General features: G+C 51.4%; 21 protein-coding genes and 1 rRNA gene. 19 read left to right on the top strand and 3 right to left on the bottom strand.

What is annotated here, in order from left to right; all coding sequences use genetic code 11:
* Positions 1-29: 29 nt before the first annotated feature.
* Entirely contained in the window at positions 30-1298 is a 1269-nt protein-coding gene (locus tag EDM60_RS23455) for a PDZ domain-containing protein (protein ID WP_122966104.1), read from the top strand.
* A gap of 150 nt (positions 1299-1448) precedes the next feature.
* Entirely contained in the window at positions 1449-3155 is a 1707-nt protein-coding gene (locus tag EDM60_RS23460; RefSeq protein ID WP_122966105.1) for a hypothetical protein, read from the top strand.
* 63 nt (positions 3156-3218) lie between these two features.
* Here EDM60_RS23460 and EDM60_RS23465 read toward each other — a convergent pair whose 3' ends face one another.
* Positions 3219-4151, bottom strand: coding sequence for a flagellar hook assembly protein FlgD (locus EDM60_RS23465; RefSeq protein ID WP_122966106.1), 933 nt, complete (start codon positions 4149-4151; stop codon positions 3219-3221).
* Positions 4152-4329: 178 nt separating this feature from the next.
* Between EDM60_RS23465 and uvrB the strand changes: the two genes are divergently transcribed.
* The 4 genes from uvrB to EDM60_RS23485 all read left to right on the top strand — a co-directional run bounded on the left by uvrB (position 4330) and on the right by EDM60_RS23485 (position 10344).
* Complete coding sequence (gene uvrB / locus EDM60_RS23470) at positions 4330-6306, top strand: excinuclease ABC subunit UvrB (protein WP_122966107.1); 1977 nt, start codon at positions 4330-4332, stop codon at positions 6304-6306.
* A gap of 14 nt (positions 6307-6320) precedes the next feature.
* Positions 6321-9188: an excinuclease ABC subunit UvrA gene (gene uvrA, locus EDM60_RS23475; protein ID WP_063229303.1), complete on the top strand. Its 2868-nt coding sequence runs from the start codon at positions 6321-6323 to the stop codon at positions 9186-9188.
* Between the two features lie 124 nt (positions 9189-9312).
* Complete coding sequence (locus tag EDM60_RS23480; protein WP_122966108.1) at positions 9313-9942, top strand: HD domain-containing protein; 630 nt, start codon at positions 9313-9315, stop codon at positions 9940-9942.
* A 33-nt stretch (positions 9943-9975) separates the two neighbouring features.
* Positions 9976-10344 (top strand): phage holin family protein, encoded by a 369-nt coding sequence (locus tag EDM60_RS23485; protein ID WP_063229305.1) that lies wholly within the window; start codon positions 9976-9978, stop codon positions 10342-10344.
* A gap of 206 nt (positions 10345-10550) precedes the next feature.
* Here EDM60_RS23485 and EDM60_RS23490 read toward each other — a convergent pair whose 3' ends face one another.
* Both EDM60_RS23490 and EDM60_RS23495 read right to left on the bottom strand, forming a co-directional pair.
* Positions 10551-11159, bottom strand: coding sequence for an accessory gene regulator B family protein (locus EDM60_RS23490; RefSeq protein WP_122966109.1), 609 nt, complete (start codon positions 11157-11159; stop codon positions 10551-10553).
* A gap of 14 nt (positions 11160-11173) precedes the next feature.
* A complete protein-coding gene (locus tag EDM60_RS23495) occupies positions 11174-12517 on the bottom strand; it encodes a sensor histidine kinase (protein ID WP_122966110.1) in 1344 nt (447 codons plus the stop codon).
* A 244-nt stretch (positions 12518-12761) separates the two neighbouring features.
* Here EDM60_RS23495 and hprK point away from each other — a divergent pair, with 244 nt between their 5' ends.
* The 13 genes from hprK to EDM60_RS23555 all read left to right on the top strand — a co-directional run.
* Positions 12762-13697 carry an HPr(Ser) kinase/phosphatase gene (gene hprK, locus EDM60_RS23500; protein WP_063229308.1) on the top strand — a complete coding sequence of 312 codons (936 nt, stop codon included), beginning with the start codon at positions 12762-12764 and terminating at the stop codon, positions 13695-13697.
* A gap of 15 nt (positions 13698-13712) precedes the next feature.
* Complete coding sequence (locus EDM60_RS23505) at positions 13713-14210, top strand: acyltransferase (RefSeq protein WP_122966111.1); 498 nt, start codon at positions 13713-13715, stop codon at positions 14208-14210.
* Positions 14211-14436: 226 nt separating this feature from the next.
* Entirely contained in the window at positions 14437-15612 is a 1176-nt protein-coding gene (locus tag EDM60_RS23510) for an ATP phosphoribosyltransferase regulatory subunit (protein WP_122966112.1), read from the top strand.
* A 3-nt stretch (positions 15613-15615) separates the two neighbouring features.
* Positions 15616-16263 carry an ATP phosphoribosyltransferase gene (hisG, locus tag EDM60_RS23515; protein WP_063229311.1) on the top strand — a complete coding sequence of 216 codons (648 nt, stop codon included), beginning with the start codon at positions 15616-15618 and terminating at the stop codon, positions 16261-16263.
* Positions 16264-16285: 22 nt separating this feature from the next.
* Positions 16286-17584, top strand: coding sequence for a histidinol dehydrogenase (gene hisD, locus EDM60_RS23520; protein WP_122966113.1), 1299 nt, complete (start codon positions 16286-16288; stop codon positions 17582-17584).
* Complete coding sequence (gene hisB / locus EDM60_RS23525; protein WP_122966114.1) at positions 17581-18180, top strand: imidazoleglycerol-phosphate dehydratase HisB; 600 nt, start codon at positions 17581-17583, stop codon at positions 18178-18180. The genes hisD and hisB overlap by 4 nt, the downstream gene beginning before the upstream one ends.
* Before the next feature lies 1 nt (position 18181).
* Positions 18182-18796, top strand: a complete 615-nt coding sequence (gene hisH / locus EDM60_RS23530; RefSeq protein ID WP_122966115.1) for an imidazole glycerol phosphate synthase subunit HisH — start codon at positions 18182-18184, stop codon at positions 18794-18796.
* Positions 18793-19542, top strand: coding sequence for a 1-(5-phosphoribosyl)-5-[(5-phosphoribosylamino)methylideneamino]imidazole-4-carboxamide isomerase (gene hisA, locus EDM60_RS23535; RefSeq protein WP_122966116.1), 750 nt, complete (start codon positions 18793-18795; stop codon positions 19540-19542). The genes hisH and hisA overlap by 4 nt, the downstream gene beginning before the upstream one ends.
* Positions 19532-20290, top strand: a complete 759-nt coding sequence (gene hisF / locus EDM60_RS23540) for an imidazole glycerol phosphate synthase subunit HisF (protein ID WP_122966117.1) — start codon at positions 19532-19534, stop codon at positions 20288-20290. Before hisA ends, hisF begins: the two co-directional genes overlap by 11 nt.
* Positions 20287-20937: a bifunctional phosphoribosyl-AMP cyclohydrolase/phosphoribosyl-ATP diphosphatase HisIE gene (gene hisIE / locus EDM60_RS23545; protein WP_122966118.1), complete on the top strand. Its 651-nt coding sequence runs from the start codon at positions 20287-20289 to the stop codon at positions 20935-20937. Before hisF ends, hisIE begins: the two co-directional genes overlap by 4 nt.
* Positions 20938-21115: 178 nt before the next feature.
* On the top strand, positions 21116-21568 hold the full coding sequence (locus EDM60_RS23550; RefSeq protein ID WP_233454183.1) for a GNAT family N-acetyltransferase: 453 nt from the start codon (positions 21116-21118) through the stop codon (positions 21566-21568).
* The gene (locus EDM60_RS29260) at positions 21471-21683 is read left to right on the top strand and encodes a GNAT family N-acetyltransferase (protein ID WP_341867788.1); all 213 of its coding nucleotides are present in this window, start codon (positions 21471-21473) and stop codon (positions 21681-21683) included. The genes EDM60_RS23550 and EDM60_RS29260 overlap by 98 nt, the downstream gene beginning before the upstream one ends.
* Positions 21684-22034: 351 nt before the next feature.
* A 16S ribosomal RNA gene (locus tag EDM60_RS23555) occupies positions 22035-22218 on the top strand; the annotation flags it as partial.

The raw sequence follows: 22218 nt of genomic DNA on the forward strand, positions 1-22218 counted from the left end.
TTTTCTTTTTTCTATTTGAGGTGAGGCATTTGGCGATTCAGGCAGATATGCTTTCCATTGCATATGGCTTTGCCGCGTTTTTTCTCAACCCCGTCTTTTACCTGTTTCTCGGCTTCATTTACTTGCACTATCGCAGGCAAATGAACCTGGAAAGGCAGCTGTTTGCCGCACGCATGCAAACACCGCTCCTTTCGACAATCCGGGCGGCAGGCATGGGCGTAGTAGGGGGGCTTTGCATCTCTCTTCTCGCCGCAGGACTGGGAGTAGTTGTACAGGCGCAAGATTTATGGATTTTATGGGGATTGGCTCTGCTGTTGGCGCTGATTCGTTTACGTTTTCTTTGCTTCGCGTATGCCGCAGGCTTGCTCGCGATTTTGCACACAATTGCCCAAGTAGCTCCGGGGCTGAAAGACGTCGAGGTAATCGGTCCTGTCTGGACAATGTTGCTGCAAGCCAAGCCAGTGCCGCTGCTTGCCTTGGTGGCGATCATGCATTTGATTGAAGCGATGCTCGTCCGCTGGAACGGAGGCAGAGATGCTTCGCCGCTGTTTGTCGAAGGGCAGCGCGGGCGCATTGTCGGTGCGTATTTGTTGCATTCTTTCTGGCTGACTCCGCTTGCCCTGTTTGTTCAGGTCGAGCCGGGAACGATCAGCGGCACTTTGTATCCGGGCTGGCCGTTTTTTTCGGGTGAGCTTGCTTCCTTTGGCTTGTTGCTGTTGCCTACGGTCACCGGTTTTTCCGATATGACCCAAACGATGACACCACGCAGCAAGGCAAAGCAAATTTCCAAAAGCCTTATCTGGTACGCTATCGGGCTTTTGGCGCTTTGCGCCTTGTCGGTGTTGTTCATGCCGCTTGTTCTGCTCGCCGCTTTGTTCGCGTTATTCGGACACGAAGCGTTATTTTTCTGGAGTCAGCTAAAAGAGCGGCAGCGGTCACCGTATTTCATCCAATCCTCGCGCGGCATCAAGGTGATGGGAGTCATTCCGGGCACGCGGGCGGAAGAAATCGGGATTGCTCCAGGGGAGATCATCGTGAAAGTGAACGGCATTCCTGTGCGGGATAAGACGGATTTGTATCCGGCCTTGCAAGCCAACTCGGCTTTTTGCAAAATGGAAGTGCTCACGCGCGATGGAGAGCTGAAGTTCGTGCAGTGTGCAGTCTACGCTGGCAACCATCATCAGTTGGGCATTATCGTAGTGCCGGATGCAACCACTCGCGTATTTGTCGATTTGAAACGCTCCAGCGTAGTTGAGCTGATCAAGCAAAAGCTTGAAAAACTGAATGTAGGCGCTTGAGCAAAGGGGAAGAGAAGGTGTGCGACAGATGTTGCACGCCTTTTTTTCATAAAAGGGACGGATTCGATAAAAATTTTTTTCTTGATATGTTTGTCTATTCAGAAACTTATGCGGAACTGGAACGTCTTAATGTACGAGGAAAAAAGGGGAGTGAGGCATTTGTCCGAAATCAAAAAAACGGTCCTGTGTGTCTTGACTGGAGCATTAGCCGCGACAAGTCTGATCGTGGTGCCACTTGCGGGAGCCAGCACTAGCCCTGACAAGGCGGCTGCGTCAGGAGCAGTAGCGCGTGCCCAGGAAGTTGTTGCTGTCCCTGTTCCTGTAACAAAAGGGGTTCAAACACTGGTTCGCCTTTTGCCTGAACTGTCTGCACGGCACGTTGTGTACGTTGGGGATGTGGATGGTCCCGGAGTCAGTGGAGCAAAGGTTTCTTTTGCGCTTTCCGCTGCTGAGGCAAACAAGGCAGTAGACGGAGCCATCTTTGATTCGGCCACAGGTAATTTGCTCAAACTCGAACTTGCTCCCAAAGCGGCTACGAAGCCGGCTTTTCCTACCGAGCAGCAGGCGAAGGCTCGGGCGCAGGCGTTTGTCGCGGGCTTGGCTGCATCAGGCAGCACGTATCAGGCCAGAGAAGTGACGAACGCAGGCGGCAAACTCACGGTCAGACTCGTCCGCAAAGTAAACAATGTAGCGTTGGACGACGCCTACGACAACTTTGTCAATTTTGACGCAGCGGGACGGATCATCGCGTTTGAAACATTTGACGGACGCTTGTACGAAAAAATAAATCCTGCGACGCTTCCTTCCGCGCAACGCGTCTTGTCTCCTGCACAAGCTCTGACGCAATGGAAGGCGAGCCGACCGCTGGAGCTGGTCTATTTGTTGCCGGAGCAGGACCAGCCAAACCGGACGGAAGCGCAGCTTGCCTATATCGTTAAAGGCGGCATCATTGCGAATGAACATACAGGAAGCGCAGTGGATGCCACGAGCGGTAAAAAGTTGGCCGCACCTGACAAATTGCCGCAAATTTTAAATGTAACCGGTACAGGAGAAAAATGGACGGCCCAAACAGAGAAAGAGGCACGCAACTTGCTGCGCATCCTGTTCAAACTGGAAACGGCAAGATTGCCGATGACCATTTTGGAGGAGAAACACGACAACGGTGAGGCTGTGCGCTATTTTATCTGGGGCCACTTCCAAAAGGACGCAACTGACCAGGACAAGAAATACCAAATCGGCCAGTTCCCAGAGGGCGTCAGTAAGGCTGAGGGGCAGCACATCATGCTCGTAACAGATGCCAAGACGGGACAGATGCAGCAGTTTATTTACAGACAGGCGAATGAACCAGGGGCTGCTGCCAAAACCGACAAAAACCGCGATCGCAAAACAGTGGAAATGCTGTTGAAGCGGCTTGTTCTTTCCGGCAGCAACCAGCTGCGAGTGACGGATATCGGCGACGAGAAGTACACCTCGCTGGCTCTTGATCCACTGCTGGGAAATGTCCCGGTCTACCGAATCGGACAGAGTGAAGAAGCTGGCATGTATACGGTCAAAGTAAATTCATGGACGGGCAAAATCGAAGAAGTCAGCATAAACCGTCCGGAAAACGTGGTGTACCCTGCAAGCTCCAAGGCGATCAAGGAGCAGGCTGCCATGGATCGGTTGCTCGGCGTATTGCCGCTTGAACTGAACTACATTCACCAGCGGGATGCGCAGACGAATGCGATTACCTTTAAACTGGGCTACGACCTGTCTTTCCGGCAAACTCGCTCGCACTGCTTCTGCGGAGCAAATGCCAAGATTGACACGACGGTGTATGTTGATGCTTTGACGGGGCAGACCATTATCAAAGAATAAGCAAAAATAAGAAGCCGCCTTCTTTCTGCGTTACAGAAGAGGCGGCTTTTGTGTGTAACTAGACTAGGCGCTCGCTTCAAATCCGGTGATTTGATTCAGCGCAATTTTTTTGTCATCAGCCAAGACGAACTCTACGATGCCGTTTTTCATGCTGACAGCCTTGATGACGCCATTCAGGCTGTTGTTTGAGCTTGAACCGTCCGTGTTGGTTTGGCTTTCTGTGTAAGTGACGTTGAAACCGATCATTTGCGCATATTGCAACGAGTTGCTCATGGCATTGTTTTCCGGCTTCACGCTCATGCCGACGACCTGATCGAGCTTGACCGTCTGACCGTTGTTCAGCGAGAACTGAGTGATTCCGTCTTTTGTTGTGAACCCGGTGATGACGGCGTTGGCGATTTCGTCGACTTTCGTGATGTCGTCCGTAGTAGCCGGGTTTCCGTCTTTGTCTATTTCTTTGGTCGTTTTGTACGAAACGTCTTTGCCGATCATGTTCATGAACTTGAGGCTGCTGTCCAGCGCATTCCCCGTCATGCCTTGCGACTCCAGTCCTTTGATGTCTGCAAGCGGAATCGGGTTAGTCTCTCCGGTAATGCGGAAGTATATTTTGCCTTTGTCCATGTAGACGGCTTCCAGCACGCCTTCTTTTGTTTGAGTCGCAGTTTCTCCCGTTACTTCGTCTTTGGTCGTGAGGGAGTAGGTTGCGGTGCGACCCGTCAGCGCTTCGTATTTTTCCAGCGTCAGCATGCTGTTGTTGGATTGCTCCATCAAGGTGGACATCTTTTTCATTTGCTCCACCATGGTCATCATGCTCGTTTGCTGAATGAACTGCGAGTTATCCATCGGGGATGTAGGGTCCTGGTGCTTCAACTGTTCCAGCAAAAGCTTCATGAACGCATTGTTATCCAGCTCTGCCGAGAACTCTTTTTTGCCCTGGTAGCTCATGTGTGGCTGTATATAAGGATTATTTTTAACGGTGGTTCCGATATCTGACATGTCGATCCTCCCTGAAGGTGGCGAGTCTAACCGTACATACTTGTGCACTACTACTTATTATCGGTATAATCTGTCGAAGGATGAAGACAAACATTTGTTCGAATTTCTGGCTTATCAGAGCTTAAATTGTGTTATAATGGAAATAGAACAGTCTTGCAACGAGGAGATGAACGAGGGAATGGAGCGTTTTGAATTGGTATCGGAGTATCAACCGTCCGGTGACCAGCCGACCGCTATCGCCGAACTGGTGGCAGGCATCCAGGCAGGCAAGCGGCACCAGACACTGCTCGGTGCAACAGGTACGGGAAAGACGTTTACGGCTGCCCAAGTAATTGCCCAGGTGAACAAGCCGACGCTGGTGATGGCGCACAACAAGACACTGGCTGCCCAGCTTTGCGCAGAGTTCAAGGAGTTTTTCCCGAATAACGCGGTGGAATACTTCGTCAGCTACTACGACTACTATCAGCCAGAAGCATACATTCCCCAATCGGATACATTTATTGAAAAAGACTCCAGCATCAACGACGAGATCGACAAGCTGCGTCACTCGGCGACCAGTGCGTTGTTTGAGCGGAGGGACGTCATCATTGTCGCTTCTGTCTCTTGTATTTACGGTTTGGGTTCGCCTGAAGAGTACAAGGAACTGTTGCTGTCGCTGCGAGTGGGGATGGAAAAAGGCCGAGACGAGATTTTGCATCGCCTGGTCGACATTCAGTACACGCGCAATGATATCAACTTCACACGCGGGACCTTCCGGGTTCGTGGAGACGTCGTGGAGATTTTTCCCGCGTCGCAGAGCGAACAGGCTATTCGTGTGGAGTTTTTCGGGGACGAAATTGAGCGGATTACCTCTATCGATGTGTTGACCGGAGAGATTTTGGGACAGCGCGACCACGTAGCCATTTTCCCTGCTTCTCACTATGTCACCCGCGAAGAAAAAATGAAGCTGGCCGTTCAAAGCATCGAAGTGGAGCTGGAAGAGCGATTGGCCGAGCTTAAAGCGGCGGGAAAGCTGCTGGAAGCGCAGCGACTGGAACAGCGCACGCGCTACGATGTCGAAATGATGCTGGAGATGGGCTTTTGCTCCGGGATTGAAAACTACTCGCGACATTTGACAGGGCTGCCAGCAGGGCACGCTCCGTACACTTTGATGGACTACTTTCCAGAGGACTACCTTTTGCTGATCGACGAGTCGCACATGACTTTGCCGCAAGTGCGGGGGATGTACAACGGCGACCAGGCGCGCAAAAACGTCCTGGTTGAGCACGGATTCCGCCTGCCGTCTGCGAAGGACAACCGACCGCTGCAATTCCAGGAGTTTGAGGAAAAGGTCAACCAGGCTATCTACATTTCTGCAACGCCCGGCCCGTACGAGCTGGAGCATTGCCCGGAAGTGGTGCAGCAAGTCATCCGTCCAACAGGGCTGATCGATCCGACGATCTCGGTTCGCCCGATCAAAGGACAGATTGACGATCTCATCGGGGAAATCCAGGCGACGATTGCCAAAAACGAGCGCGTACTGGTCACGACTCTGACGAAAAAAATGTCCGAGGACTTGACGGACTACCTCAAGGAAATCGGGATCAAGGTACGCTATCTGCACTCCGACATCAAGACGATCGAACGGATGCAAATTTTGCGTTCCTTGCGTTTGGGCGAATTTGACGTGCTGATCGGGATCAACCTGCTGCGGGAAGGCTTGGACTTGCCGGAAGTATCGCTTGTGGCGATTTTGGATGCCGATAAAGAAGGCTTCCTGCGCAACGAGCGTTCGCTGATTCAGACGATCGGCCGGGCAGCCCGTAACGCTGAGGGGCGCGTCATCATGTACGCCGACAAAATGACAGATTCGATGAACTCCGCGATTCGCGAGACAGAACGCAGGCGAGCTATTCAGATCGCTTACAACGAGAAGCACGGAATTACGCCGCAGACGGTGAAAAAGGCCGTGCGCGAAGTGATCGAGGCGACCAAGGTGGCAGAGGAAAAAGCGGACTATTTGCCACATGCGGACTTCAAGAAGATGCCGAAGAAGGATCGACTGGCTGTTATCGAGCGTATGGAAGAAGAAATGAAGGAAGCGGCGCGCAACTTGATGTTCGAACGTGCGGCCGAACTGCGTGATTTGATTTTGGAACTGAAGGCGGAACTCTAAGGAGAGGTATTTTCATGCCATTGGAACATATTGTCGTCAAGGGCGCTCGTGCCCACAATCTGAAAAATATTGATGTAGTGATCCCGCGGGACAAATTCGTCGTTTTGACGGGTTTGTCCGGTTCGGGGAAGTCCTCGCTTGCTTTTGACACGATTTATGCAGAGGGACAACGCCGTTATGTCGAGTCCCTGTCTGCTTATGCCCGCCAGTTTCTCGGGCAGATGGACAAGCCGGATGTCGATTCGATCGAAGGGCTGTCTCCTGCGATCTCCATCGATCAGAAGACAACGAGCCGCAACCCGCGCTCTACGGTTGGTACGGTCACGGAGATTTACGACTACTTGCGCTTGTTGTATGCGCGTGTCGGCCGGGCGATTTGTCCCGAACACGGCATCGAGATTCAATCCCAGACGATTGAACAGATGGTCGATCGCCTGATGGAGTATCCGGAGCGCACCAAAATGCAAATTCTCGCTCCGATGGTTCAGGGGCGCAAAGGCGAGCACGTCAAGCTGTTGGAAGATATCCGCAAGCAAGGCTTTGTTCGCGTGCGCGTAAATGGCGAGATTACCGATTTGTCCGAGGACATCAAGCTGGAGAAAAACAAGAAGCACAACATTGAGGTTGTGGTGGACCGCGTTGTCGTGAAGCCGGATGTGCAGTCCCGCCTGGCGGATTCCCTGGAAACGGCCTTGCGTCTGGCAGATGGCAAGGTCATCGTCGACGTGATGGAACAAGAGGAGCTGTTGTTCAGCGAGAAGCACGCTTGCCCGATTTGCGGATTTTCCATTGGCGAGCTGGAGCCGCGGATTTTCTCCTTTAACAGCCCGTTCGGTGCGTGCTCGGAGTGCGACGGGTTGGGAGTAAAGCTGGAAGTAGACCCGGATATGGTTGTTCCGGATGCCACCAAGACGTTGCACGAAGGGGCGATCGGTGCATGGGAGCCGAAGTCGTCGACGTATTACCAGCAGCTGTTGGAATCGGCTTGCCGCCACTTCCATATTCGCATGGATATCCCGTACGAGGAGCTGACTCCTGAGCAGGTGCAGATTTTGATGTACGGCAGCGAAGGGGAGAAAATCCAGTTCCGTTATGAAAATGAGTTCGGGCAAGTGCGGGAAGCAGTCGTGCCATTCGAGGGCGTCGTGCCCAACCTGCAAAGGCGTCATCTGGAGACCAGCTCCGACTACATTCGCGAGCAAATCGAAGGCTTCATGAGCCAAAAGCCTTGTCCTGTCTGCAAAGGGCATCGTTTGCGCCAGGAGAGCCTCGCTGTGAAGATCGGCGAGCGCAGCATTTCGGAGCTGACGACTTTGTCTATTCTCGATGCCCATCAGTTCGTTGACGGACTGGAGCTGACGGAGCGGGAAGCGAAGATCGCCAATCTGATCGTCAAAGAAATCAAGGCACGGCTTAACTTTTTGATTGATGTCGGACTGGATTATCTCACCTTGAGCCGGGCGGCAGGGACTTTGTCCGGGGGAGAGGCGCAGCGGATCAGGCTTGCTACCCAGATCGGCTCCAGCTTGATGGGCGTCCTCTACATTCTCGATGAGCCGAGCATTGGTCTGCATCAGCGGGACAACGCCCGCCTGATCAAAACGTTGGAGCATATGACCAAGCTGGGGAATACGCTGATCGTCGTCGAGCACGACGAAGATACGATGATGGCTTGCGATTATATTATCGATATCGGTCCGGGAGCAGGCATCCACGGCGGTCAAGTAGTGTCTGCCGGCACACCGGAAGAAGTGATGAAAGATGAGAACTCGCTGACAGGCGCTTATTTGAGCGGCAGAAAGTTCATTCCTGTTCCGCTGGAGCGCAGAAAGCCATCTGACAAATGGGTGAAGATCGAAGGCGCGAAGGAAAACAACCTGAAAAACGTTACGGCCAAATTTCCGCTGGGGCTGTTCGTTGCTGTGACAGGGGTATCAGGCTCCGGGAAAAGTACGCTCATCAATGAGATTTTGCAAAAGGTGCTGTCGCGCGATCTGAACGGCGCCAAAGTAAAACCGGGCGAACACCGCCGAATCGTCGGGCTGGAGCATTTGGACAAAGTGATCGACATCGATCAATCGCCGATTGGCCGGACGCCGCGCTCCAATCCGGCGACGTATACGGGTGTTTTTGATGACATTCGCGATTTGTTTGCCTCGACGAACGAAGCCAAGGTGCGCGGTTACAAAAAGGGCCGTTTCAGCTTCAACGTCAAAGGCGGCCGTTGCGAGGCGTGCAGCGGTGACGGGATTATCAAAATCGAGATGCACTTTTTGCCGGACGTGTACGTGCCTTGCGAAGTGTGCCATGGCAAGCGCTACAACCGGGAGACTCTCGATGTGAAATACAAAGGCAAGAGCATCGCAGACGTCTTGGAGATGACGATTGAGGATGCGGTTGAGTTTTTCCGCAACCTGCCGAAGATCGAGCGCAAGCTGCAAACGATCGTGGATGTAGGTCTTGGCTACATGAAGCTTGGACAGCCTGCGACGACTCTCTCCGGCGGCGAAGCGCAGCGTGTCAAGCTCGCATCCGAGCTGTATCGCCGCAGCACAGGGCGTACGCTGTACATCTTGGACGAACCGACGACAGGGTTGCACACAGACGATATTGATCGTCTGTTGAAGGTGTTGCAGCGTCTGGTGGAAAATGGCGATACGGTACTGGTCATCGAGCACAACCTGGACGTCATCAAGACAGTTGACTACATCGTCGATCTGGGGCCAGAGGGCGGTACGCGCGGCGGTCAGATCGTCGGCTCGGGTACTCCGGAAGAAGTGGCGAAGCTGGAAGGCTCGTATACCGGAACATACCTCAAGCCGATTTTGGAAAGAGACAAAGCGAGAACGATTGCCAAGCTGGAACAGCTGGTGTCGAAGTAAACCAAAGACTGCCTCTCTGATTGTTCAGGGGGGCGTCTTTTGCTGTTTAACAAAGAAAACGAGTGACTGGCAACTGGCACATGGTCGTGCGGTGATGCAAGGGCGAGACGGAGGAGGAGAAGCTATGGATTACGCAAAGCAAGCGATAGCTGCGCTTCCGGCCGATTTGGTTCAGGAGGCCGAGCGCTGTTTTGACGGGCAGGACCCGGCTCATGACTGGCAGCATAATCTGCGCGTCATGGCGATGTGCGAGCGGATTGGCTGCGAGGAAGGGGCGGACATGCAGGTATTGCGGCTGGCAGCGTTGCTGCACGATGTCGGAAGGGCACAAGAGCGCGCAACCGGCGAATGCCATGCCGAGATCAGCGCGAGGGCAGCAGGAACATGGCTGCAAGAGCGAGGAATGGAGCAAGCAGAGATCAAGCGAGTGCAGTCGGCTATATTGGCTCATCGCTTTCGCAAAGACCGTCCTCCAGCATCGTTGGAGGAGAAAATTTTGTTTGATGCAGATAAACTCGATTCAATAGGCGCTATTGGAGTCGCCAGAGTTTTTGCTTATACTGGTGTTATTGGAGGTCCTATCCAATCTGACGACGAGGAGCAGCATACTCCGGCAAAAGAATACGAATGGAAGCTGAGACGCATCAAAGACAGGCTGTACACGCAAACAGCCCGGCAAATTGCCGAGGAGCGTCACGAGTTCATGGTTCGATTTTTTGAGCGCTGGGACTTGGAAGGAAAAGGGCTCTTGTAGACACTGGTGACGCCAGCCAAAGGAGGAATGAGAATGATCCGTTGGATAATCAAAATGCTGCTGAACGGCGCGGCCTTGCTTCTGATCAGCAAATGGTTTACGTCTATCTATGTTGCCAATTTCACCGTGGCCTTGTGGGCCATTCTGATTTTGGGTGTCGTGAACACGTTGATCCGCCCCGTTTTGACGTTTTTCACCTTGCCGCTGACGATCTTGACGATGGGGCTGTTCTGGTTCGTCATCAACGCCCTGACGTTTGCTTTGACAGCCTACTTCATCGACGGTTTCGAGGTAGGACCGTGGCCCGACAACATCGGCATCGTGATGGTAGCCGCTGCGCTGATGAGTATTTTCGGCTGGCTGATTGAAATGGTCGTCGGCATGAAAAAAGAGAAAAGGTAGCAAGCATCAAAAAACCCGCGTGCTCGTTGAGGAGTGCGCGGGTTTGTTAGTGGAAGCGGGTTATGTCTGATGTTTTGAGCTTTCTTCTCTCATGTGCGGGGGAAGTGGTTCGTAAAGGAAGCCAGCTTTTAAAACCCCTGCAATATTCAAAGCAGAAATGGCTCCAAAGAAACTACAAAAAGCTGAAAGAATTTTCTTCAATGGTATCATCCTCTCGAAAAAGATTTTTCTAGGAAAGATACAAGATGAAATGAAAAGGGGGTAAGAAGAAGAGACTGATATAAAACTGCTAGTATGTAAATCATAGGTAGCTTGTAGGAATATTGTACCAATATAATTGACAGAAAACAACTAATAAGGATGATGATTATGACGATTCTTCGAAGCTTTTCTCGAGCTTTGCTATCTTCGTTTATGTAGGCACGTTTTGCAGGGCCATATAAATAATTGATCACAAGGGCTATTAAGGTCGATGCAAGTATCATAAGCATTAAGAGAGAATCGGAAACAACGGGGGAGTAATTGATAATGGCACCACCTGAGATCATAAGCACAATCGTGGCGGCTAAACATGACCACGGGTTTTTTAGGTGTACTCCGCCCGTTAGTAATCGGAACAAAAAGAATAGACACAGCAGAGGAAAAACTTCCCCCGTTAAACCGAATCCAGCCGATATGAGAAGAATGACGAAAAGATTGAGAGTATTAAGCAAGAAGAGTTCAATTCCATGTGCCAATTGCTCCACTGTGTAAGGAGAGTCGCTCGTTTTAATGAAATGGGCAATTCTTTCGGATATCCGCTGTGTCCAAGTCATTATGTTGCCTCCTGTTATCGATTGGCAAAAGTAATGCGAAAACTGGTGATACCATCGACGGAACTGACTTTTATTTTGCCGTTGTAACGCTCTGCAACATTTTTTACGATGGCGAGACCAAGTCCACCTTCACCATTCTTTTTCGTGGTATACCCAACTTGGAAAATCTCTTGCAATTGATTTTCAGGAATTGTTGGTCCACTATTCTCGATATACAGGTAATGCTCGTCCTCTGTTTGTCCCCATTCAAAAAGGATATAACGATTTTCTTCTAGCTCATACGAGGTGGCACGAATTGCATTATCAAGCAGGTTACCTAAAATCTTGACAAGATCGTACGTTTTGTATTGAGAGAACTGAGTAATTTCTTTTATTTCTAGTGTGAGCGAGATTCTCTCAACCAGACAGACCACCATTTTGGATTGCAGTAAAGAGGCAACAGCCGGATTTTTGATTTGCTCCAATACTTGAACACTGGAGTCAGCTGATCTTTCAATCAGGACGGTTTCTTTTAGCAACTGTTCTACGTATTCTTTGGCGTAGCTATGTAAGTCTTTCTTCAAAAAGCCATTGATTGCTGTGTAATGATTTAAAGAGTCATGCTTCATGGAGCGAACAGCGGTAAAAAGATCATGAATGCTGTTTAAATAAGGTGTTCCGGTTTCTTCTTCCACTCGGTTAATCGTTAAATTGAGATAAATCCTGAATAAGACAACAATGACAATAAACAAAGCTAGAATGGCTAGTTGAATAAACATTTGGAACTGTGGTGTATAGATTGCAAATAGTGATGAATTATTTTCTCTTAGGAAAAAGGAGGTATTCATGAACAATATAAGCAAGAACTCGATGCTTCCCAGTAGAATCAGCAGAAGCAAATACCGATTTAAGCGATTTTGTCTGAAGAGCTGATGGATATCGAACTTATTGACACGTAACACAACGGCTATAGTCAGGAACATACCCAAGTAAAATATGCGAGCAAAGACAGTCAGCATAGTGGTAGACAAAATCTCTTCTAAAAAATATTGCTGACTGTTGAAAATGGCGAGAATGATCGATTCGGTGAGAATCATGACGCCAAGATCAACTGTCCCCATAAAAACTGCTTTAAGAGTATTAAATCGGTAGATGGTGAGGAAAAGCAAAGTTGCAGTAAGAAACATCAATATTACTTTTGGCTGATACGGCACCTCCAACAAAGCAAGCAGTTCACCAGTCACGGCAAACAACAGGCTAAAGAGAATAGCTTGTTTTTTCTTCTCAAACACCGACAGGTTGAAAAAAGCTAAACTAATCGTCAGTAGCAAGAAGGCTTCGGGTAGGTCTACGAGTAAGAAACGGAGTAAAAAGTCCAAGTTGTTGCCTCCTCTTTTTGTCCGACATTCGGAAAAACAGTCTATATATGAACTGTAACTCGGATTTTGCCTGATACCAACCTCATTTTCTATCTTATGAAATAACAAGAAAAATGTAAATGATACGACAAATTGATCCGATAGACACGAGGACTTGCCTGGCAAAGGTTGTCGGAGGCAAGACGGTTTCGATACAATAGAAGAACTACCGGGGACGGTTATCCCAGACAAGGGGGAAGCTTTGATGCGAAGGACAAATGTAAGCCACATTGTGGATCATTTCAATATGACGATTTTGAGTGGCGAGGAAGGGCTGGGACGCGAGATTACAGTGACGGATTTGAGCCGTCCCGGATTGCAGTTGGCTGGCTACTACTCCTATTACGCGGAAGAGCGGATTCAGCTGTTTGGCTTGACGGAAATCAACTTTTTCCAAACGTTGAACCGAGATGAACGACTGGAGCGGATGAACTTTTTGATGCAAGGGCAGACGCCATGTTTTTGCGTCACCCGCAACCAGCCTGTACCTGAGGAAATGATCGAGGCGTCGAACAACTGGGGCGTGCCTGTACTTCAATCCCCTCTGGCTACGACTACGCTTGTCGGCAAAATGACCAACTTTCTGGAGAATCGCCTCGCGCCTACTACCACGATTCACGGGGTGCTCACAGACATTTACGGCGTCGGGGTTCTGATTATGGGATCGAGCGGAATCGGGAAAAGCGAAGCGGCTCTGGAGCTGGTCAAGCGCGGGCATCGCCTGGTTGCAGACGACGCTGTCGAGATTCGCCAGACGCAAGGTGGTCAGCTTAGCGGCAGCGCCCCCGAACTGATTCAGCATCTGCTTGAAATTCGCGGGGTGGGGATCATCAACGTGATGACCATGTTCGGAGCAGGTGCGGTCCGCAATGTGAAAAATATTGAAATGGTGGTTCAACTGGAGCTGTGGGAGCCACACAAAATGTACGAACGTCTGGGGCTGGACGAAGAAACGTTGAAGATCATGGACACGGAAATTCCGATCATTACCGTTCCAGTGCGCCCAGGACGAAATCTGGCTGTCATTATCGAAGTGGCGGCGATGAACTTCCGCTTGAAGCGGATGGGCTACAATGCGGCGATGCACTTCTCGCGCAAGCAGTCCAACGCGATTTTGGAAGATGCCGATTCGGACTTGTAGGACGAGGAGCAGCGCATGAGAAAGACAACACGTTATCCGGTCCAGGGAGCGAACCCTCTCTGGCAAATGTATCGCACGGTCAGCTTTTGGAAAGTCATGAAAAACTTCATTGTCATCCAGCTTGCCCGCTATACGCCTTTTCCGGCCTGGAAAAACTGGATGTACCGTACTTTTTTGCGCATGGAGGTCGGGCATGAGACTGCCGTGGCGTTGATGGTCATGATGGATACGATGTTTCCGGAGTTGATCAAAATCGGCAAGAACAGTGTGATTGGCTACAATACGACCATCCTCGCTCATGAGTATCTGGTCGAGGAATACCGCTTGGGCGAAGTAATCATCGGCGACAGAGTGTTGATTGGAGCCAATACGACTATCTTGCCAGGCGTGACGATTGGGGACGGAGCGATCGTAGCAGCAGGAACCGTGGTACATAAAGACGTAGCGCCGGGGGCTTTTGTCGGCGGCAATCCGATGCAAGTGATCCGCGCCGGAGGGCTTGCGGACCATTAGGGAGTAGGGCTGTTCGTCAGCGAGTAGAAGAATTAGGTAGAAAAGGGAGTCCGTTGATTGGCGGGCTTCTTTTCTATATTTTATGTAGCGCAAGATCATGGTAAAGAATTTTTCGACTATTCTTATCTCTGTTGACCTTAAACGGAGCTTCGTGGTAATCTTCTTCATAACACTTTAGTTTGTTACCATATTAGCAGAGTAAAGCGAATGGGTGGAGGGAATGACGATGGCGAAGCCGTTGGGATTTGAAAAACCGCTGGGGATGCGGGACATATTACCGGAATCACTGGCGAAACAACGGCATTTGGAGCGGTCGTTGCGACATTGTATCGAGCGTTGGGGATACGAGGAAATCTCCACGCCTTCTCTGGAGTATTACGATACGGTCGGGACGGCGAGCGCAACATTGACGGACCGAATGTTCCGGCTTTTGGATAAACAGGGGCATACCGTTGTGCTTCGGCCGGATATGACTACGCCAATCGCTCGCGTTGTTTCTTCTTTATATAAGGATGTGCCGCTGCCGATCCGGCTGTTTTACCAGGCCAATGTATTTCGGGCGCAGGAAAAGGAAGCTGGCCGGAATGCGGAGTTTTTTCAAACGGGAATTGAGCTGATCGGGGATGGCTCAGTTGATGCGGATGCCGAGGCCATCGCGCTTGCTGTATTTTGTCTGCGTGCGGCAGGGGTAGAGACGTTCCGCATTGCCATCGGACACGTTGATTTTGTTGACGGGCTTTTGGAGGATGTGATTGCCGATGAGGACACGCGCCAGCAATTCCGCCAGTTTTTGTACGAACGCGATTTTGTTGGTTTTCGCCAATTGCTGGAGACGATCGGGATCGATTTCGAAGCGAAGAAACGGCTGGATGCCTTGCTTCGTTTGCGCGGCGGAAAAGGCAAGATTGCCGAGGCGAGAGCCTTAGCAGGGGATGGAAAAGCGGGGCAAGCGGTAGAAACGATTGCTTCGCTGTGGGACTCACTGGAAGCTTACGGCGTCACCGAAGATTTGCTGTTGGACTTCAATTTGATTATCAATCTGAATTACTACACGGGTGTCGTGTTTGAAGGATACGCAGCCGATCTCGGCTCTCCGCTGTTGGGTGGCGGCCGTTATGATCAGCTTTTGGCGCAATTCGGACGTTCCGCTCCTGCCACCGGGTTTGCGATTAAAATGGATCGGCTTTTGACCGTTACTCCCTCTGTAAAAGGGGAAACTACCGAACGAATTTTGCTGCTGTATACGGAAAAACGGCGTCAGGAAGCGCTGGCAAAGGCACAGCAGCTGAGGGCGGAGGGAGTCGTGGTTATCACGAGACTCGTTGGCGGCAGGGCAGAGATCGCGGCAGAAAATGGTCAAGGATACAGCAGGGTGATTTGCATGACGGAACAGGAGGATTAGCAGATGGCGTTTTTCGCAAATGAGCAAAAGCTGACGATTGCCATGCCCAAGGGGCGGATTTTTGAAGAGGCTGTGCACTTTTTGCAGCAAGCTGGCCTGGAAGTAACGGCTGAGTTGCAGGACTCGCGCAAGCTGGTCATTCCGGTGGAAAATGCCAGTCTTGAGTTCATCCTGGCAAAGCCTGCCGATGTCCCGACATATGTGGAGTACGGAGTTGCTGATGTGGGTGTAGTCGGCAAGGATGTTTTGCTCGAAGAAGAACGGGATGTGTACGAGCTGCTGGATTTGCAGATTGGCTACTGCCGCATGATGGTGGCAGGATTGCCCGATTGGAAGCCGACCGACTCGCCGCGAGTAGCGACGAAATACCCGAAGATTGCTTCCCGTTATTTTCGCGAGCAAGGGCAGCAGGTCGAAGTTATCAAGCTGAATGGCTCGGTTGAGCTGGCTCCGATGATCGGACTGGCTGACCGCATCGTGGATATTGTCTCTACGGGGCGGACGCTCAAGGAAAATGGCTTGGTGGAGCTGGAGCATATTTGCGAGATTACGACTCGGCTGATTGCCAATCGAGCGAGCTATCGGATGAAAAGCGAAGCGGTCGATGACATCGCCGGAAAATTTCTTGAGGTCATTCCAGGCAGAAAATAGAGACGGGGAGAGGAGAGCGACCATGCGGATTATGGCAGCCAGCGAGTTTGACGGGAAGCGGTCAGTGGAGTCGGGTACGAGAGAACAGCAAGAAGCTGTCAGAGCCATTTTGACGGATGTTCGGGAGCGCAAAGATGAAGCATTGCGGGAGTATACAGAGAGGTTTGACCGCGTGCGACTGGAGCAGTTTCGGGTGACGGAGGCGGAATTTGCCGAGGCGAACGGGCAAGTATCTGCACAGGTCAAAGCTGCACTGGAGGAAGCGGCAGAGAACATCCGCGATTATCATAGTCGTCAGGTGCGCCAGTCGTGGTTTGTGACAAAAGAAAGCGGCACGATGCTGGGGCAGCTGGTTCGTCCTTTGCAGCGGGCGGGACTGTATGTGCCAGGGGGCACGGCAGCCTATCCTTCTAGTGTGTTGATGAATGCGATTCCGGCAAAAATTGCGGGCGTTCCAGAAGTAGTGATTACAACGCCTCCCGGAGCGGACGGCAAAGTAAACCCGGCGATTCTCGTCGCAGCGCAAATTGCGGGGGTAACGGAGATATACAAAGTGGGCGGAGCGCAAGCCATTGCGGCACTCACCTATGGAACGGAGCAAATCAGGGCGGTAGACAAGATCGTCGGACCGGGAAATATTTTTGTCGCTCTGGCAAAGCGGGAAGTGTTTGGGCTGGTCAGTATCGACATGGTGGCAGGACCGAGCGAGATTGCCGTATTGGCTGACGAAACGGCCAATCCGCGTTATGTAGCTGCGGATTTGCTGTCGCAGGCTGAGCACGATCCGATGTCTGCTGCCATCCTGGTCACTGCGTCGCAGGAGTTGGCCGAGCAGGTAGCTGTTGAGGTAGAACGGCAGTTGGCGGATTTGCCCCGCCATGCGATCGCCGCGGCAGCCATTCGCGACTACGGAGCCATTTTGCTTGTCAAGGATTTGGACGAAGGGTTTGCGGTCATCAACCAGATCGCTCCCGAACATTTGGAGATCATGATTGCCGAGCCATTCGCACAGCTTGGGAAGGTACAAAATGCCGGGGCTATTTTTCTCGGCCCGTACAGCTCGGAGCCTGTCGGGGATTATTTTGCCGGAACGAATCACGTCATTCCGACCAATGGCACTGCGCGTTTTTCCTCTCCTCTGTCAGTGGATGACTTTATTAAAAAGTCCAGTGTCATTTCCTACAGCAAGCATGATTTGCGAAAAAACGGACAAAAGATCGTTACCCTGGCTGAACAGGAAGGGTTGGCAGGACATGGGCGCGCCATAGCGGAAAGGCTGCGCGACTTTGAACGCGAAGAGCAGGAGTGTGGCAAACGATGAGTGAACGTACGCTGCGTACAGCAGAAATAGAGCGCAACACAAATGAGACGCAAATCGCCCTTTCCTTTGGGGTGGATGGTTCCGGGGAAAGCAGTCAGGCTTCAGGCGTACCCTTTTTGGATCACATGCTTGACTTGTTCACGCGTCACGGGCATTTCGATCTGGCGGTAAAAGCAAAAGGGGATATCGAGATCGACTATCACCACACGGTGGAGGATATCGGCATTTGTCTCGGACATTGTATCCGCGAGGCGTTGGGGGACAAAAAAGGAATCAAACGGTACGGCAACGCTTTTGTTCCGATGGATGACGCGCTGGCCCAAGTGGTGATCGACATTAGCAATCGGCCGCATCTGGAGTATCGGGCTGCCTATCCGACGAACATGGTTGGGCAATTTCCGACTGAGCTTGTGCACGAGTTTTTATGGAAGCTGGCGCTTGAAGCGCGGATCAACTTGCACGTGATTTTGCATTACGGCCACAATACGCACCATATGATCGAAGCCATTTTCAAAGCGCTCGGCCGCGCTCTGGACGAAGCGACGACGATTGATCCGCGTGTCAAAGGGGTCCCGTCTACCAAAGGGGTTTTGTAGCATGATTGGCATCATCGACTATGGCATGGGCAACTTGTACAGCTTGAGCAAGGCTCTGGAGCGGCTCGGTTATTCGTACGAATTTGTGTCCGCCCCTGAGCGGTTGCAGGAGTATAGCGGGTTGATTTTGCCCGGAGTAGGGGCTTTTGGCGACGCTATTGCGAACATCAGAGAGCTGGGGCTGGATCAAGCCATCCGTTCGTACGCGGCTACAAACAGGCCGATTTTGGGCATCTGTCTGGGGATGCAGCTCTTGTTCGACAAAAGCGAGGAGCATGGGGAAAATACCGGGCTTGGCTTGATTGGCGGAGAAGCAGTCCGCTTCCAAGGGGATTACAAGGTGCCGCACATGGGCTGGAATCAGTTGCGTCTGCACCGCGAGCATCCGCTTTTGGCGGGAGTTGCAGAAGGCGATTATGTCTACTTTGTCCACTCTTATCATGTGAAGTGCAAACCAGAGGCGCTGCTTTCGACGAGCGACTACTATCAGGATGTGACAGCGATTGTGGCGCAGGGCGAAGTGTACGGGATGCAGTTCCACCCGGAAAAAAGCGGCGAGACCGGAATGCGGCTGCTGCGCAATTTTGCCGTTCAATGCGAGGGGGTTTTGGCGTGAGTTTTATCATTTATCCAGCTATTGATATTCGCGGTGGAAAATGCGTGCGGTTGTTTCAAGGAGATTATGCAAAGGAAACGGTGTACGCCGATTCTCCGCTTGCCATGGCAAAGCGTTGGGTGGAACAGGGAGCATCCTGGGTACATCTCGTTGATCTGGACGGCGCCAAGGAAGGGAAGCCGGTCAACGTTGCGATCATCAAGGAAATTGCCCGCACGATTTCCGTACCTGTGCAAGTCGGCGGCGGCATCCGCACGGAAGAGCAGATCAAGGACTACCTTGAAGCAGGTGTGGCGAGGGTGATCGTCGGTACGGCGGCGATTGAAGACGAGCCTTTTACCAAGCGGATTTTGCAAGCTTATGGCGACCAAATCGCCATCGGGCTGGACTGCCGCAACGGCATGGTGGCGACGCGGGGGTGGCTGGAGACGACTGACGTGTCAGCGACTGAGCTGGCCAAGCGGCTCGTCACGCATGGCGCGGAAACGTTCATTTATACAGATATCGTCCGTGACGGTACGATGACAGGGCCGAATGTCGCGGAAATTGCTGCACTTGCGCAAGCGACAGGCAAGTCGGTGATCGCATCGGGAGGAGTAAGCCAGCTTGACGATCTTCTGGTGTTGGCCCAGCACGCAGCCGACGGCGTTTCCGGGGCGATTGTCGGAAAAGCGCTCTACACGGACGCTTTTACATTGGAAGAAGCGCTTGGTCGGATGGAGGGACGTGAAAGCAATGTTGGCTAAACGAATCATCCCTTGTCTCGACGTAAAAGACGGTCGTGTCGTAAAAGGGGTTCAGTTTGTAGGGCTGCGCGACGCCGGAGATCCGGTCGAACTGGCGAAAAAATACAGCGAGGAGCGGGCGGACGAGCTTGTTTTTCTCGATATTTCCGCTTCCCACGAAGGGCGCAAGACAATGGTGGACGTCATCGAGCGGACGGCAGCGAATATTACGATTCCTTTTACCGTTGGCGGCGGGATCAACAGCGTGGAGGACATGAAGCGGATTTTGCGGGCGGGTGCGGATAAAATCTCGTTGAATACGGCTGCGGTGTTTCGACCGGAGCTGGTTCGCGAAGGGGCGAGTGTGTTCGGCTCCCAGTGCATCGTGGTTGCGATCGACGCCAGAGCGGTGGGAGAAGGGCGCTGGGACGTGTATACGCACGGCGGGCGCAATTCTGCGGGAAAAGATGTCATCAGCTGGGCGCAGGAAGCAGAAGCGTTGGGAGCTGGCGAAATTCTTTTGACCAGCATGGATGATGATGGCGAGAAGAAAGGCTTTGGGATTGAATTGACCAAGCAAGTGTCGGAAGCGGTAAACATTCCGGTGATTGCCTCTGGGGGAGCGGGAACGAAGGAACATTTTTACGATGTGCTGACAGCGGGGAAGGCCGATGCTGCTTTGGCAGCTTCGATTTTTCACTATGATGAGACATCGATTCAATCGGTGAAAGAGTATCTCCAGACAAAAGGAGTTGTCGTGCGGCCATGACAGTAGAACTTGCACTTGCAGCGCAGAAGTTGCGGTTTGACGAAAACGGATTGATTCCTGTCATTGTTCAAGATGCACAGAGCAAGGCTGTTTTGACGCTTGCCTATATGAATGAGGAGTCGTTTTTGCGGTCGGTGGAGACGAAAGAAACGTGGTTTTGGAGCCGATCCAGGCAAGAGCTGTGGCATAAGGGAGCGACGTCGGGAAATACCCAGCGGATTGTTTCCATGCAGGTGGATTGCGACAGCGACGCGCTCGTCGTGCAAGTAGTGCCGAATGGTCCGGCTTGTCATACCGGGGCCTACAGCTGTTTTTCCGGAGAGCTTTTGGCAGGGGAAAAGGAGCTTGAAAAGGGAGAAGCAGGCGAGCGGTTTGCGATTCTGGGCGAATTGGAGGAATTGATCGCGAAGCGTGAAGCGGAGCGGCCGGAAGGTTCGTATACGACTTACTTGTTTGAAAAAGGCGTCGACAAAATCTTGAAAAAGGTAGGGGAAGAGGCAGCGGAGGTCATTATTGCGGCCAAAAATCGCAGCCACGAGGAATTGCGCTACGAAGCTTCCGACCTGCTTTTTCACTTGCTTGTCTTGTTGCGGGAACAGAAGCTGCCTTTGGATGATGTGCTTGCTGAGTTGCGGGGCAGGCGTTAAGCGTTCCAGGCGCTCATCTGAGTTTGTTTGGAAGCCACTCTATGTACGGTAGGGTGGTTTTTTGTTATGATTCCAATATCTGACTTTCGAAAGGTGTGATGTCTTATGAAGACAACAAGCGTCAAGCATGAACGACTTGGTAACGAAAACAATCACCGATTGAAAGGCAGGGAACGATTTGATCAAAGGAAATGTAGTGGAACTGCGCCCGGTAGCGGCGGAGGATATGGAGAGAATGTATCTGTGGCGCAATGACGAAGAGGCAGCAACATTGGCCGCCGGAACGTCTATGGCGGTGTATAGCAATGTCTCGCTTGATACGCTGCGGGTTTTGTATGAGGAAAGCGTAAAGACGTCTCGTTTGGATGATAAATGGAATCGGTTCGCTTTTTCGATTTACACGCTTGAAGGTGTTCACATTGGCAATTGTGACTATCGCAATGTCAATCCGGTCACGCGGACAGCGACGATTGGCATCGCGATTTTGGCAAAAGAGTATTGGAGCAAAGGGTACGGGGTACGGGACAGATACGTTGAAGACTTTGCTTCGCTTTCTGTTTTTGCGGTTGAATCTGAATCGTGTGCAACTCGATACGTGGAGCGGCAATACCCGGGCGATTCGCGCTTATGAGAAATGCGGGTTTGTTGTTGAAGGACGGCTTCGCCAGAACGAGTACGTGAATGGGCAGTATTACGATACGATTATGATGGGAATTTTACGCGAAGAGTTCGCTTTGAGCCATTAGGTGCAAAGGAGCTGTTAGCCGCTGTATGTAGCGGAAACAGCTCTTTTTTGTTTGGAGAATGCAGCCATCAGAAAGGCTCTATTGCGGGCATAGATTGCACAGGAAGAAAAAAACTTTGAAATTTACTATTGATTTCATTTTTTATATGTGATAGATTATTCCTTGTCGCCAAGAACGACGACAGAAAACGAGAAAAGATAACAACTTTCGATAAAAAAGTTCTTGACTCGCAAATGACGAACGTGATAAGATGTAAAACGTTCGACAAAAAATGCTCTTTGAAAACTGAACAGCGAAAGCGTTGATGAGTCTATCATTAATGATTTGCCAGCTTTGAACCAGTAACAAACTTTATTGGAGAGTTTGATCCTGGCTCAGGACGAACGCTGGCGGCGTGCCTAATACATGCAAGTCGAGCGAGGGTTTTCGGACCCTAGCGGCGGACGGGTGAGTAACACGTAGGCAACCTGCCTCTCAGACCGGGATAACATAGGGAAACTTATGCTAATACCGGATAGGTTTTTGGATTGCATGA

Origin of the sequence: Brevibacillus parabrevis (assembly GCF_003710905.1) — a bacterium.
In the GTDB taxonomy this organism is placed as follows: domain Bacteria; phylum Bacillota; class Bacilli; order Brevibacillales; family Brevibacillaceae; genus Brevibacillus; species Brevibacillus parabrevis.

Coding starts and splice junctions, on each gene's coding strand:
- uvrB (WP_122966107.1), top strand. CDS start 4,330: ATGGAGCGTTTTGAATTGGTATCGGAGTATCAACCGTCCGGTGACCAG.
- uvrA (WP_063229303.1), top strand. CDS start 6,321: ATGCCATTGGAACATATTGTCGTCAAGGGCGCTCGTGCCCACAATCTG.
- EDM60_RS23465 (WP_122966106.1), bottom strand. CDS start 4,151: ATGTCAGATATCGGAACCACCGTTAAAAATAATCCTTATATACAGCCA.
- hisIE (WP_122966118.1), top strand. CDS start 20,287: ATGACAGTAGAACTTGCACTTGCAGCGCAGAAGTTGCGGTTTGACGAA.
- EDM60_RS23480 (WP_122966108.1), top strand. CDS start 9,313: ATGGATTACGCAAAGCAAGCGATAGCTGCGCTTCCGGCCGATTTGGTT.
- hisG (WP_063229311.1), top strand. CDS start 15,616: ATGGCGTTTTTCGCAAATGAGCAAAAGCTGACGATTGCCATGCCCAAG.
- EDM60_RS23485 (WP_063229305.1), top strand. CDS start 9,976: ATGATCCGTTGGATAATCAAAATGCTGCTGAACGGCGCGGCCTTGCTT.
- hisH (WP_122966115.1), top strand. CDS start 18,182: ATGATTGGCATCATCGACTATGGCATGGGCAACTTGTACAGCTTGAGC.
- EDM60_RS23510 (WP_122966112.1), top strand. CDS start 14,437: ATGGCGAAGCCGTTGGGATTTGAAAAACCGCTGGGGATGCGGGACATA.
- hprK (WP_063229308.1), top strand. CDS start 12,762: ATGCGAAGGACAAATGTAAGCCACATTGTGGATCATTTCAATATGACG.
- hisB (WP_122966114.1), top strand. CDS start 17,581: ATGAGTGAACGTACGCTGCGTACAGCAGAAATAGAGCGCAACACAAAT.
- hisF (WP_122966117.1), top strand. CDS start 19,532: ATGTTGGCTAAACGAATCATCCCTTGTCTCGACGTAAAAGACGGTCGT.
- EDM60_RS23490 (WP_122966109.1), bottom strand. CDS start 11,159: ATGACTTGGACACAGCGGATATCCGAAAGAATTGCCCATTTCATTAAA.
- EDM60_RS23505 (WP_122966111.1), top strand. CDS start 13,713: ATGAGAAAGACAACACGTTATCCGGTCCAGGGAGCGAACCCTCTCTGG.
- hisD (WP_122966113.1), top strand. CDS start 16,286: ATGCGGATTATGGCAGCCAGCGAGTTTGACGGGAAGCGGTCAGTGGAG.